The sequence below is a fragment of the Duganella sp. 3397 genome (assembly GCF_031456625.1).
GTDB classification, from domain to species: domain Bacteria; phylum Pseudomonadota; class Gammaproteobacteria; order Burkholderiales; family Burkholderiaceae_D; genus Rugamonas; species Rugamonas phyllosphaerae.
This window is the reverse complement of record NZ_JAVDVB010000003.1, coordinates 671524-684200: the sequence shown is the minus strand read 5'-3', so window position 1 is coordinate 684200 and position 12677 is coordinate 671524. Positions and strand designations below refer to the sequence as shown.

The 12677-nt window shown below is 64.7% G+C and carries 9 protein-coding genes and 1 tRNA gene; 6 read left to right on the top strand and 4 right to left on the bottom strand.

Annotated elements, in window-relative coordinates; genetic code table 11:
* Positions 1-117: 117 nt before the first annotated feature.
* Positions 118-2304: a TonB-dependent receptor gene (locus tag J2X54_RS11800; RefSeq protein ID WP_070251549.1), complete on the top strand. Its 2187-nt coding sequence runs from the start codon at positions 118-120 to the stop codon at positions 2302-2304.
* A 56-nt stretch (positions 2305-2360) separates the two neighbouring features.
* Positions 2361-2436, top strand: a tRNA-Asn gene (locus J2X54_RS11795).
* Between the two features lie 57 nt (positions 2437-2493).
* Here J2X54_RS11795 and J2X54_RS11790 read toward each other — a convergent pair.
* The 3 genes from J2X54_RS11790 to J2X54_RS11780 all read right to left on the bottom strand — a co-directional run bounded on the left by J2X54_RS11790 (position 2494) and on the right by J2X54_RS11780 (position 5255).
* Entirely contained in the window at positions 2494-3699 is a 1206-nt protein-coding gene (locus tag J2X54_RS11790) for a cysteine dioxygenase family protein (protein ID WP_310180859.1), read from the bottom strand.
* A 180-nt stretch (positions 3700-3879) separates the two neighbouring features.
* Complete coding sequence (locus J2X54_RS11785; RefSeq protein ID WP_310180858.1) at positions 3880-4035, bottom strand: type II toxin-antitoxin system RelB/DinJ family antitoxin; 156 nt, start codon at positions 4033-4035, stop codon at positions 3880-3882.
* 20 nt (positions 4036-4055) lie between these two features.
* Positions 4056-5255 (bottom strand): YbfB/YjiJ family MFS transporter, encoded by a 1200-nt coding sequence (locus J2X54_RS11780; protein ID WP_310180856.1) that lies wholly within the window; start codon positions 5253-5255, stop codon positions 4056-4058.
* A gap of 244 nt (positions 5256-5499) precedes the next feature.
* Here J2X54_RS11780 and J2X54_RS11775 point away from each other — a divergent pair, with 244 nt between their 5' ends.
* Positions 5500-5955, top strand: coding sequence for an Hsp20/alpha crystallin family protein (locus J2X54_RS11775; protein WP_070251545.1), 456 nt, complete (start codon positions 5500-5502; stop codon positions 5953-5955).
* 9 nt (positions 5956-5964) lie between these two features.
* Here J2X54_RS11775 and J2X54_RS11770 read toward each other — a convergent pair whose 3' ends face one another.
* Entirely contained in the window at positions 5965-6879 is a 915-nt protein-coding gene (locus tag J2X54_RS11770) for a hypothetical protein (protein WP_310180854.1), read from the bottom strand.
* A 120-nt stretch (positions 6880-6999) separates the two neighbouring features.
* Between J2X54_RS11770 and J2X54_RS11765 the strand changes: the two genes are divergently transcribed.
* The 3 genes from J2X54_RS11765 to tagF all read left to right on the top strand — a co-directional run bounded on the left by J2X54_RS11765 (position 7000) and on the right by tagF (position 12673).
* A complete protein-coding gene (locus J2X54_RS11765; protein ID WP_310180853.1) occupies positions 7000-7836 on the top strand; it encodes a M15 family metallopeptidase in 837 nt (278 codons plus the stop codon).
* Positions 7837-7952: 116 nt separating this feature from the next.
* Positions 7953-11699: a type VI secretion system membrane subunit TssM gene (tssM, locus tag J2X54_RS11760; protein ID WP_310180851.1), complete on the top strand. Its 3747-nt coding sequence runs from the start codon at positions 7953-7955 to the stop codon at positions 11697-11699.
* Positions 11696-12673: a type VI secretion system-associated protein TagF gene (gene tagF, locus J2X54_RS11755; RefSeq protein ID WP_310180850.1), complete on the top strand. Its 978-nt coding sequence runs from the start codon at positions 11696-11698 to the stop codon at positions 12671-12673. The genes tssM and tagF overlap by 4 nt, the downstream gene beginning before the upstream one ends.
* Positions 12674-12677 lie beyond the last annotated feature (4 nt).

Here is a 12677-nt window from a genome sequence, read left to right as displayed (position 1 = left end):
AACCGCCATGGTCGCGACAGATGATCAGCCGGAGCCAGACCACCAAAGAGAAGACAGGAGACACTGTTTTGCACTCTTTTCGCACTCTTTAGCTAGCCAATTAAATCGGGAATTCGAATGATCAAACTGTCCAAGATGCACAAGCGCCTGCTGGCGCTGAGCGCCGTTATGCCGATGGGCGCCGCCCTGGCCCAGACCGCCACCCAACCACAACTGGAAACCGTCGTGGTGACCGCCCAGCGTCGCGCTGAAAACATCAAGGACGTGCCGGTATCGGTCACGATGCTCAAGGACGAGCGCCTCGACGTGCTGTTGTCCGGCGGCCAGGACATCCGCGTACTGGCTGGCAAAGTGCCATCGCTGAACATCGAATCGTCGAACGGCCGTACCTTCCCGCGCTTCTACATCCGCGGCTACGGCAACACCGACTTCAACGCTTTTGCCTCGCAGCCAGTGTCGCTGATCTACGATGACGTCGTGCAGGAAAACGGCATCCTGAAAGGTTTCCCGATGTTCGACCTGGCCGGCGTGGAAGTGCTGCGCGGCCCGCAAGGCACGCTGTTTGGCCGCAACACCCCGGCCGGCGTGGTCAAGTTCGAATCGGCCAAGCCGAACCTGGACAAAGTGGAAGGCTATTACAGCCTGTCGGCCGCCACCCACAACACCATCAACCTCGAAGGCGCCGCCAACGTGCCGCTGTCGAGCGAATGGGCGATGCGCGTATCGACCCTGCGCCAGCACCGTGACGACTTCGTCGACAACACCTTTACCGGCGCCAAAGATTCGCTGGAAGGCTACAACGAACACGCCGAGCGCGTGCAGTTCCTGTACAAGCCCAGCACCACCTTCAACGCGCTGTTCAATGTGCACTCGCGTTCGACCACCGGCAGCGCGCGCCTGTTCCGTGCCAACCTGATCCGCCAAGGCACCAACGACTTCGCCGACGGCTACGACTTCACCAAGATCGGCACCAATGCGCAGAACGGCCAGCACCTGCGCACCAACGGCGCCAACGCGCGCCTGTCGTGGGACCTGGGTGCGGTCAAGCTGTTCTCGATCACCGGCTACGAAGGCGTGGACGACTACCTGAGCCGTGGCGACATCGACGGCGGTTTCCCGAACCAGCCGGGCGTGCCATTCCAGGTCGAGACCGCAGGTGGCCTGAGCTACCTGAAGCAGTACAGCCAGGAATTCCGCGTCGAATCGAAAAACGCCGGTCCGCTGAACTGGCAGACCGGTGTGTACTGGTTCAAGGAAAGCGCCGAAGGCCTGACCGACAACTTCGACACCGCCGGCATCCGCACCTCGCGCCTGGTAAGCCATCAGAACAACACCGCCAAGGCCATCTTCGGTTCGGTCACCTACGACCTGAGCAGCGACCTGGTCCTGCGTGGCGGCGTGCGCTACACCAACGACAAGAAGGACTTCCGCACCGTCACCAACATCAACGTGGCGCAAGTTGGCCCAAGCACGGCCGATGCCGACAAGAGCAAGGCCAACTGGGACGCCAGCCTGACCTACAAGATCAACCCGGACGTGAATGCCTACGCCCGCGTGGCGACCGGCTTCCGCGCGCCGAGTATTGCAGCCGCTTCGGCAGCAGTGCCGATCACCGTGGCCGATGCGGAAACCATCACCTCGTACGAAGCCGGTATCAAGGCCGACCTGTTCAACCGTCGCGCCCGCGCCAACTTCAGCGTCTACAACTACGAAGTCAAGAACCAGCAGCTGACCGTGGTCGGCGGCCTGTCCAACGCCAACCAGCTGATCAACGCTGCCAAGACCAAGGGTCGCGGCGTGGAAGCGGACTTCGAAGCCTTCATCACCCCGGCCTTCAAGGTGACTGCAGGCGGTTCGTACAACTTCACCGAGATCAAGGATCCGTCGCTGCGCGTGGCCACCTGCAACCCACTCCGCTGCACCGTAACCGATCCGGTCGACGCCAACGGCTTCGCCCGCATCGACGGCAACGCACTGCCACAGGCGCCGAAGTACACCGTCAACGCCACCGCCCGCTACAACTGGGCGCTGGAAAACGGCAACCTGTTCGTGCTGACCGACTGGGCTTACCGCAGCAAGATCAACTTCTTCCTGTACGAGTCGAAAGAGTTCACCGGCAAGTCGATGGTCGAAGGCGGCGTACGCGTGGGCTACAACTGGGATGGCGGCAAGTATGAAGTGGCAGCATTCGGCCGCAACATCACCAACACCGCGCGCATCATCGGCGGCATCGACTTCAACAACCGCACCGGTTTCGTGAACGAGCCACGCCAGTTCGGCGCCCAGTTCCGCGGCAATTTTTAAAAGTCGCCGTTCAGCGTAGACAGCTGACAAAGGGCCGTATATAATGCGGCCTCTTTTCCCTGATAGCTCAGTTGGTAGAGCGACGGACTGTTAATCCGCAGGTCCCTGGTTCGAGTCCAGGTCGGGGAGCCAGAATTTGTAGCATCGAAAAGCCCAGCCTTTACCGGTTGGGCTTTTTGCATTGGCCCCTTATTTTGCAGCCGTCTCCATCGCTTTTCCCCACTCTTCCCGGATCTTCTTTTTGAAGTCCAGGTACTCCCAGTCGGAGTCCGGCGAGAAGTGCTCGATTTGACCGTTCTCGATGTAATCGAAGTATTCGTAATGCGCCTCGTCGTCGTCCGGGTAGCGGTAGCACTGGATGGTCGCGCAGAAGTCGCCGCCGGCTTTCGGTGACGGATTTTTCAGTTGGTGGATCTGGTAGTAGTCGGGCGTGAGGAAGGTCACATCGCCGGCATGGGCGATCATGCTGCCCCAGGGCGTGAGGAGTTTCGGGCTGAGCGAGCTGAACCACGACACCTGGATTTGCCCATGCAGTACCTTGATCACGGCGCAGGCTTTGCCATGGTCATGGATCGGCGAGCCATTACCCGCCGGCCAGATCTCGAGCACGTAAGGCTGGCCGGGGGAGTCGCCCATATTGGTGTCGAGCGTGATGCGCAGGTAGCCGAACTCTTTGTTCTTTTCCTGGAGCTTGTCGTAACAGAGCGCGCCCTCGGTGACGATGGAATACTGGATCGCCTGGGCGAACTCCGGGAAGTCCGGCGAATTGAGGGTGATGCCGGGGCCGGCAACGTTGGCGTACAGGCGCTGGCACACCGGAGAAAGGTCGTTGACCACCGAGGCGCTGTTTCCGGCGATGACTTCCATGGTGATGGCCGACGTCGGGATGACGGTCGGTGGTGGATCGAGCGTGACCGGGATCTGCATCACCCGCAGGTGATCCTTCACGGTACCCTTGATGTCGACATGGCGCAGGTCTTTGCTGAAGTCCTTCAACGCGTAGGTCGATTCGGTATCCCATTGAAATTCGAGCAGCATCAGGTGACGCAGCATTTCGCCCTTGCCGTAGCGGATGCGCATATTGTTGCTGTCGATGCTGACCCAGTACGGTTGCCTGAGTTCGGGCAGGGTAAGCAGCAGCTTTTCGTCTTCCGATGTCACCAGGTTGGTGAGGTCACTGCCGGTTCTGCAGTCGATGCTGAAACGTGTGCGGCTGATCGCCACCTCCAGCGCGCTGCCTTCTTCGGTGGTAAACACAAAGCGCAGGGTGTCGTCGACAACATCGGGCTTGATCGATACCGTCCCTTGTCCCTTGATCGGCAATACCGCGCCGTTATCGGTGGCAACCGCGTAGTGCAAACTGACGCGCTGTTTCGGGGCTTGCAAACTCGTCATGGTGATCTGTCCTCGTAGATAGTTGGAATGCCGTTAGGCAACTCCAACTATATAAGACAGGACCGGGCTGGAAATGCGCGCATTGTCACTTGATTGGTTTTTCACCGAGGCGGGCGCAACGCTCGGCCATGAGTGCTCGGGCTTCGATCATTGCAGCGCGGGTTGCTGCATTCGGCACTTTCAGGTCCAGCGGAAAGCTTGCTCGGCAACCACGCGGCGCAGCAACATGCTCACCGCATCGGACATGGTCAGGCCCATCGACGCCAGTATTTCACTTGCCTGAGCTTTGAGCTCCGCGTCCACGCGGACGTGCAGCATTGAAGTGTTGGTTGCCATTAGTTACTCCTGTCACATTATCACGCCCTAAGCACCGTGAACTCGGCCAACGCCTTCTGCCGCCAGCCCAGCACAGCAGCAATCAGCAACGCACCGGCCGACGCCATCAGCCCACGCTCGAGACCCGCCGGCCCGTCGGCGATCCAGCCCACCATGCTGGGGCCGACAATTTGTCCGAGCGCGAAGGCGGTGGTGAACGCGCTGATGCCTGCCGACCAGGCTGCCTGCGGCAGGTTGTGCCGCACCAGCGCGGTGGTCGATGCGACGACCGACAGGAACACGCCGCCGAACACCAGCCCCGACAGAAATACCACTGGCGCCGCGCCCGTCAATGCAGGCAAGATCGTGACAGTGGCCAGCAGGGCGTTGAGGATGGCCAACGATTCGCCGCCCTTGAAATGGTCGAGCATGCTGGCCCAGATGCGCGATGAGGCGACCACTGCCAGGCCCAGCAGCGCATAGAAGCCGGTGATCAGCCCGGCCTGCATGCCTTGCTGCTTGAGCAGGGCCACCACGAACGTCATGTAGCCGATATAGCCCACACCGAACATGAAATAGCTGCCCAGGCCGAAGGCAAAGTCGTGCACCGCAAAGCTGCGCGCACCGGCGACGGCAGGCGCGGCGTCGCCGATCGCCCTGGCTGGCCGCGCCATGATGGCGGTACCCAGCAGGCAGGCCGCCGCCATTGCCCACCATGCCCATTGCCAAAGATGTGAGGCGCGGTAGTGCGATGCCAGCGCAATGGCGGCCGGCACCAGCAGGGCGGACACGGTGATGCCGATGCCGGTGCCGCCGTAATACAGGCCGATGATCAGTCCCGCACGGCCGCTGTGTTGTGAGCCGAGCCGGGCCGCCAGCACGCCGCCAGTGATGAAGATAAACGCGCTGGCGATGCCGGCACCCAGGCGCTGCAGGGCCAGCAGCACGGTATCGGTCGTCAGGCCCGCCGCCAGCATGATCACGCTCGCGGCGATGGCTCCCGTCACCAGCAGGCGCCAGACGCCGACCCGCCGCATCAGCGCGGGAGTACTCAGGGCGCCGAGAAAATAGCCGAGCGCGTTATAGGTGTTCATGGAGCCGGCCAGCAGGTAGGACCAGCCAAGATCGTCGCGCATGGGCGGCAGCAGCAAGCCATACGAAAAGCGCGTCAGGCCCAGCGCAATCGCGGCCCCCAGCGAGAGCGCGGCGGCGGTCCGGAGCGTTGAGCGCGGTGCTGGCATGGCTCAGGCCCCGTGGCAGGCGACAATGCGGGCAAGTCGGACAGCGCGGTCAGTGTTGGTGCGACTTGTCTTCATGATCAACCTCCCGTCATTTCGGATACCAATGATGCACAGTAGGCTGAAGACCGTCAACATGCACGTAAGCACCCCTGCGCCCTCGCCGGATTTGATACGGATCAAACGAAGCGCCGCAGTCGATTTTTATCATGATCAGTCCATCAACCCACAATCCAAGGAGGATGTCATGGCGAACAGTCTGATGCGTATCGATCCGTTCCGCGATCTCACCCGTTTCGATCCCCTGCGCGATATCGACGAATTGTTTCGCGACCTGGCCGGCCCGGCCTGGCGTACCGAGCAAATGCCGCGCATGCGCATGGATGTCTCGGAAACCGAGCAGCACTACCTGGTCAAGGCCGAGCTGCCGGGCGTGCAGAAGGAAGACATCAAGGTCTCGATCCACGGCAACCAGGTGTCGCTCAGCGCCGAGGTCAAGAACGAAAAAAGCGCCGATGCCGCCGGCAGCGGCAGTGCCGGCAACCTGCGCAGCGAGCGCTACTACGGCCAGGTGCAGCGCAGCTTCACGCTGCCGCAGGAAGTCGATGACGACCAGGCCGAGGCCCGTTACGAGAACGGCGTGCTGAGCCTGACGCTGCCGAAGAAAATGGGCGCCGGCGGCAAGCAACTGGCGATCCAGTAATCCTGCAAGTTATTGCGCGGGCGCGCTGCAGGCCGGGTCCGACTCCCAGCTGCCAGAGCAGATGCGCGAGCGGCACAGCATCCCTTCCATCAGGCCGAGCTGTTTGCAGCGACCCAGCAAGTCCGCGGTCGGCACGCCGTTCGCGCGTTCGACCACGTCGCGGCTGCGCTCTGGCGCCACGCTGGCAGGCTGGCCGGCGTGGGCGACCAGCGCGGTCAGCAGGGTGACGTCGGAGTCGCTGGTGGTACTCGGGCTCGGGCTCGAGCCCGGGTGTCTGCGTGGTGTCTTCGGCGCCAGTGTGCCGCTTACCGCGGCTGTGTTCTGGTGGGCGCCGGCGTTGTCGGCGGTCTTGGCCACCTTGGCGGACGTAGCGCGCAAGTTGGTCGAATCGGGCGTCTTGGGCGCGCCGCCGGTGAGCGTGCGTGGCGCCGCTGGTGTTGCTGCCAACCCCATTGCCGGCGTTCCATGGTGCGCGTCGATGATCGCCGCCGGGCGGTCGCCGTCGTCGTTGCGAGTGGCTGCGTTGGCCGCCACTGGCGCGGTTCCTGCCAACGCCATCGTTTCTGCGGTTGGCGTCGCTGTCGCTGACCGGACGGGCGCGGCAGTCGTTGCAGGCGCCGTCGCCGTGGTCTGCGCGAATAGGTCGGCTGCGCTGCGGCCGCCGTCCGCGTGACGCTTGAACGTCACCGGCGTAATCGTTTCCTCGTGCATCAGCCAGGCCACGCCGCCAATGGTCAGCAACAGCACGACCAGGCCCATGGTCCAGCCGTCAAGACGCGAGGCGCGGACCGGATGGTTGGCGCGGCTGGAAGCCTTGGGCCCGTGTTCCAGTTGCGCCAGGATGCGCCGGTTGCGATCGGCCGCACCATGTAACGGTCGATGGCTCGCACCCATAAGGTTCGGCATCTGCTTGAAGGTGTCCACATTTATCTCCCGGGTTTGATCTGGTCTTTCACGCGAATTGCCGGCCGGCATACCATTGGGTTTTGCGGCCGCCTGCCAGTGTCCATCCGGCAGCGCGCCCCGTTGTTGACGGAGCGCACTATGTTTCTCTTTTGCATGCTGATGTTTTTTGTCGTGGTCTGCGCCGGTGCGTGGCTGCTGCTGTTTCCCGCCGGGCGGACGCTGCTGGCGCAGGCAGTGACCGGTGTGGCCGGCCGCATCGAGCAGCACCTGCGCAGCCGGGCGGCCCACGGTGTGCTGCAAGCCGGCGTGCTCGGTCGCGGCGCGCGCGCTGGCCTGGCCGGTGGCGCGCACTTGCTGTGGCGGCGTTGGCCGTTGCTGGTGGCCGCTGCGGTGCTGCTGACGGTGCCACCGCTGCTGGCGCTGGTGCTCAGCAGCCCGACCATGTTAAGCGGCTACGAGGACCATCGCGTCACCAACGAGCAGGTGGCGCTGCTGCTCAAGGGCGAACGGCTGGCGGCGCCGGCCGCGCTGCCGCCACCCGTGTTTACCACCGCCGAAGTCACGCTGGTGCGCCCCATGCTCGACAGCGCCAACCGCAACTGGCAGCTGCTCGACCCCGACTTTTCGCGGCGCTTGCTGGTGGTGTTTCGCATCATGAAGGAACAGCACGGATACGACATGGCGATACTCGAAGGCTATCGCAGCCCCGAGCGGCAGAATGCGCTGGCGGCGGCCGGCCCGGCAGTCACCAATGCGCGCGCATTCCAGAGCTATCACCAGTTTGGCCTCGCCGCAGATTGCGCCTTTGTGCGTGACGGCAAGCTGGTGATCTCGGAAAAAGATCCATGGGCCATGCGCGGCTACCAGCTGTACGGCGAGGTGGCGCAGTCGGTGGGGCTGACCTGGGGCGGGCGCTGGAAGATGATGGATTTCGGCCATGCCGAGCTGCGCGTGGCCGGCACGCTCGCTAAATAGTTCCAGGTGGCTATTGTTGTTATTGCTCAAGATTTGCTGGCAATCCAGGTGGCAACATTGATCGGTCCGCCTTCTGCCCAGGCGCCGAATTCTGCTGCCTGCCCGTGAGCCTGCCGATGCGACGATTCTGGAATTACATCACCGATGCCCGCCGCCTGACGATCGCCGGTCTGATCGCCATGGCGGCGCTGTTCTACCTGGGCACAGAAGTGCTGGAGCTGGCGCTGATCTGGGCCCTGGGCGCCTCCGTACTGATGCTGCTCGTTACCGCTGGCATATGGTGGTGGCGCCGCCGCCGCGCCGGCAGCGACGCTGAACAACTGGCGCAAGCCATCACCGCGCCCACGCCGGCCGAGGCCAGTGAGCGCGATCACTCGGTGGAAGAAGTCAAAGCCATCCGCGAGGGCCTGCTCAAGGCCATCGACACCATCAAGGGTTCGCGCCTCGGCATCGTGGCCGGCGCGCGGGCCTTGTACGAGCTGCCGTGGTACATGGTGATCGGCAATCCGGCGGCGGGCAAAAGCACGGCGATCACCAATTCGGGCCTGCAGTTCCCGTTCGCTGACGGCAAGGTGGTGCAGGGCGTGGCCGGCACCCGTAATTGCAACTGGTTCTTCACGCCCGACGGCATTCTGCTCGACACCGCCGGTCGCTACTCGGTGATGGACCAGCACCGCGCCGAGTGGTTCGGCTTTCTCGACCTCTTGAAAAAATACCGGCGCCGGGCGCCGATCAACGGCATCCTGATCGCGGTCAGCATCGCCGAACTGCGCGGCGACGATCCGGACGCCGCCATCCAGCTGGCGCGCGGCCTGCGCAAGCGGGTGCAGGACCTGATCGAGCGGCTGGAAGTGTTTGCGCCGGTGTACGTGGTGTTTACCAAGGCCGACCTGGTGGCCGGCTTCGGCGAATTTTTCGCCCAGGCCGAACGGGCCGAGCGCGAACGTGTGTGGGGCGCCACCATGCCCTATCGACGCAAAAACGCCAGCGGCCAGATCCTGGCCTTCTTTGACCATAGTTTTGATGAATTGTGCGACGGCCTCAAGGCGCTCTCGATCGCCAACATGGGCCAGCAGCGGCGCGACCGCATGGACCCGGGCGTGTTCACGTTCCCGCTCGAATTTTCCACCTTGCGTGCGCCGCTGCGCGCCTTCCTGGCCGCGCTGTTCGAGGAAAATCCGTACCAGTTCAAGCCGCTGTTTCGCGGCTACTACTTCACCAGCGCGCTGCAGGAAGGATTGCCGGTCAGCGCGCAGTCGCAGCACGTGGCGCAGCGCTTCGGCTTGCAGGCGACCGAGCGCGGCGCCGCTGCGCGTGCCGGCACTGGCCACTCGGGCTTTTTCCTCTTCAACCTGTTTCGCAACGTGATCTTCGCCGACAAGGACCTGGTTTCGCAGTATGCCAGCCGCCACCAGGTGCGCCTGAGGTACGCTGCATTCTTCACGGCGATGCTGCTGCTGGGCGGCGCGCTCGGTGGGTGGGGCTGGTCGTACCTGGGCAACCGCCAACTGGTGACCAATGTGCAGGCGGACCTGGACCAGGTGATCAAGCTGCAGCAGGGGCGCCTCGATTTGCAGTCGCGACTGGAGGCGCTGGCGGTCCTGCAGGACCGTATCGATCAGCTGGAGCGCTACCGCGACGAACGGCCCTGGTCACTGCGCATGGGGCTGTACCAGGGCGAGCTGCTCGAGCAAAAGCTGCGCGCCGAGTATTTTGCCGGCGTCAGGGAGGTGATGGTCAAGCCGGTGGTCGCCAACCTGGAAGAACTGCTGACGGCGATGAACACCCATGCCGACCAGCTGCACGCATCCGGCGGCGAAGGCCCGTCTGCTGCGGAGACCATGCAGACCACGGCCGTCACCGAGGCCGCGCAATTCCAGCAGGCGTCCGCCGTCAACGTGGACGATGCCTACAACGCCTTGAAAACGTACCTGATGCTGGCCGATAAATCCCACGCCGAGCCGGGCCACCTGAACGACCAGCTGACCCGTTACTGGCGCGGCTGGCTCGAGAGTCAGCGCGGCGCCATGTCGCGCGAGCAGATGATCCAGGCGGCCGAGCGGCTGCTGACGTTCTACCTGGCGCAGGTGGCCGATCCGTCGTGGCCGCGCATCGAACCGAAGCTGGCGCTGGTGGACCAGTCGCGCGAGAACCTGCGCCGCGTGGTGCGCGGCATGCCGGCGCGCGAACGCGTGTACGCCGACATCCGGGCGCGCGCCAATACCCGCTTCCCGGCCATGACGGTGTCGCGCATGGTGGGCGAACAGGACCAGGCGCTGGTGGCCGGCAGCCATGCGATTGCCGGCGCCTATACCCGCGAGGCCTGGGAAAAATACGTGCAGCCGGCCTTCCGCGAGGCCGCTGCGCGCGAACTGCAAAGCACCGACTGGGTGCTCAAGAGCGCTACCCGTGACGACCTGACGCTCGAAGGCAGCCCGGAACAGATCCAGAAGGGCCTTACCGACTTGTACAAGGCCGACTACGCGCGCGAATGGCAAAAGTTCGTCACCGGCGTCACCGTCGCCAACCTCGATAGCCTTGGTGCCGCCGTTGTCGCCATGAACCGGCTTGGCGATCCGCAGTCGTCGCCGCTGGCTAAATTGCTCGCAACCATCGATCAGCAAACCTCGTGGGACAACCCGTCGGTGATGAACGCGGAACTGCAGGCGGCGCAGGGCGGCCTCGTCAACTGGATCAAGAACCGCGTGCTGCGGCGAGCGTCGTCGCAGGTGAACATCAACCTGCAATTGCCGAACGCCGCAGACCAGCCAATGGGGCCGATCGGGCGCGAGTTCGCCGGCGTGGCCAGACTGCTGGCGGCGCGCGACAAGAATGCTTCGCTGCTGGACGGCTATCTGCACACCCTGTCGAAGCTGCGCGGTCGCCTCAACCAGCTGAAAAACCAGGGTGACCCCGGCCCCGGCGCACGCCAGTTCATGCAGCAGACGCTGGAGGGCACCGGCTCCGAGCTGGCCGATGCGCTGCGCCACGTGGACGAGCAGATGATGAACGGCATGAGCGACAGCCAGAAGCAGGCCATCCGGCCGCTGCTGGTGCGCCCACTGATGCAGACCTTCGCGGTGCTGATCGCACCGGCCGAAGCGGAGATCAACAAGACCTGGCTGGCGCAGGTGGTCGAGCCGTTCCGGCAGACGCTGGCCGACAAGTTCCCGTTCGCGCCGAACGGGCGTAGCGAGGCGGCCGGCGCCGACGTCGCCCGCTTTTTCGGGCCGGAGGGACTGGTTGCCAAGTTTGCCACCACCGCCATGGGACCGCTGGTGGTGCGGCGCGGCGACGTGCTCGCGCCGCGCACCTGGGCCGACATGGGCATTGCGCTGGCGCCGCAAACGGCCACGCGCTTTGCCGGCTGGATCGCACCGCTCGATGGCACGGGCGCCGCCGCACCGACGCCGGCGCAAACGGTGTTCCAGATCCAGCCGCTGCCGGCGCCCGGCGCGCTCGAATACGTGGTCGATATCGACGGCCAGCAGCTGCGCTACCGTAACACGCCGCCGCAATGGGCGCACATGGTCCATCCTGGTCCCAACGGCGTGCAGGGCGCCCGCATTACCGCCACCGGCGTCGATGGCCGCAGCGTGGACGTGTTCAATCAGCCTGGCCCACAGGGCTTGAAAATGATGATCGACGCCGCAGCCAGGCAGCGGCGCGAAGGCGGCGGGTTCGAACTGCGCTGGACCAGCGGCACGGTGACGGTGGCGATGGGCCTGAAAATCATCAGCACCCCCGATAGCGGCGACAGCGAGCCCGAGCCGCCTGCGCCGGGCCAGCGCTTCAAGGGCATGCAGTTGCCCGAGACGGTGGTCGGCGCACCGGCCGTGGCAGTCGCCGGGACCGCGCCATGAAAGGCGGTGCGCAAGCGGCGCGTATCGGCTACTTCGGCAAACTGCCGGCGCGCGCAGACTTCATCAAGGCGGCCGACAACCTGGCGCTGGCCACGCTGCTCGACGACTGGCTGGCCGAGGTGATGAACCGCCTGAGCGCCGCGCCGCGCTGGAAGCTGCATTACGATGCCCTGCGCCCCGTGCATTTCGCCTTCGTGGGCACGCGCAGCCGGCGCGCCATCGGCGGTCACCTGGCGGCCAGCAGCGACGCCTCGCAGCGGCGCTACCCGTTTTTGAGCATGAGCGCGATCGAGGTCGGCGACCAGCCCGGCTTTGCCGCGCTCAGTCCGCTGGTGCTGGCGCCGTTGTGGAATACGCTCGACGTGCTGGCGGCCGAGGTGCTTGGCGCGTGCGACCCGGAGGCAGCCTTGCAGGCGCTGGCTGCCGCCACCGTCGATCTCGACCCCGGCGCGGCCGAGCACCAGATCCTGTTCACCGATTTTCTCGACCGCCAGACCATAGCCGGGCTGGAGGCGCTGCTGGGCCGCACCCAGGTACGCCGCACGATCCTGGCACTGGGCCTGCTGCTGCGGCAGCTGCGGCGCGGCTGCGCGGGCGCCACCATCCGCACGGGCAAAAGCCTGGTACTGCCGCTGCCGGCGGCGAGCCGCGCGCGCTACCTGGTGGCCGCCTTCTGGCTCGACCTGGTGACGCCGTTCGTGCAGCAGGCCGACGTGGAGCTGGCGCTGTTCCTGGCCGACAGCGGCGACCGCCCGGCGCTGGTGATCGGCTTTGCCGGCGCCGCGCCCGAGACGCTGCAGGCGATCATCGATCCCGAGTGCGCGGTGGAACACCAGGTCGGCTTCGACAATACCGCCTGGATCGATGTGCCGGTAGCTTCCGACGCCGCCGTACAAACCCTGTCCGCCTACCTGGACCAGGGCCAGCTCTCGCTGCGCTCGGCGCGCGAGCTGTTTCACGAAACCTTTGTTTGACCAT

Excerpts from the sequence above, each read along its gene's own strand:
- J2X54_RS11800 (WP_070251549.1), top strand. The coding sequence starts at position 118 with ATGATCAAACTGTCCAAGATGCACAAGCGCCTGCTGGCGCTGAGCGCC.
- J2X54_RS11790 (WP_310180859.1), bottom strand. The coding sequence starts at position 3,699 with ATGACGAGTTTGCAAGCCCCGAAACAGCGCGTCAGTTTGCACTACGCG.
- J2X54_RS11785 (WP_310180858.1), bottom strand. The coding sequence starts at position 4,035 with ATGGCAACCAACACTTCAATGCTGCACGTCCGCGTGGACGCGGAGCTC.
- J2X54_RS11780 (WP_310180856.1), bottom strand. The coding sequence starts at position 5,255 with ATGCCAGCACCGCGCTCAACGCTCCGGACCGCCGCCGCGCTCTCGCTG.
- J2X54_RS11775 (WP_070251545.1), top strand. The coding sequence starts at position 5,500 with ATGGCGAACAGTCTGATGCGTATCGATCCGTTCCGCGATCTCACCCGT.
- J2X54_RS11765 (WP_310180853.1), top strand. The coding sequence starts at position 7,000 with ATGTTTCTCTTTTGCATGCTGATGTTTTTTGTCGTGGTCTGCGCCGGT.
- tssM (WP_310180851.1), top strand. The coding sequence starts at position 7,953 with ATGCGACGATTCTGGAATTACATCACCGATGCCCGCCGCCTGACGATC.
- tagF (WP_310180850.1), top strand. The coding sequence starts at position 11,696 with ATGAAAGGCGGTGCGCAAGCGGCGCGTATCGGCTACTTCGGCAAACTG.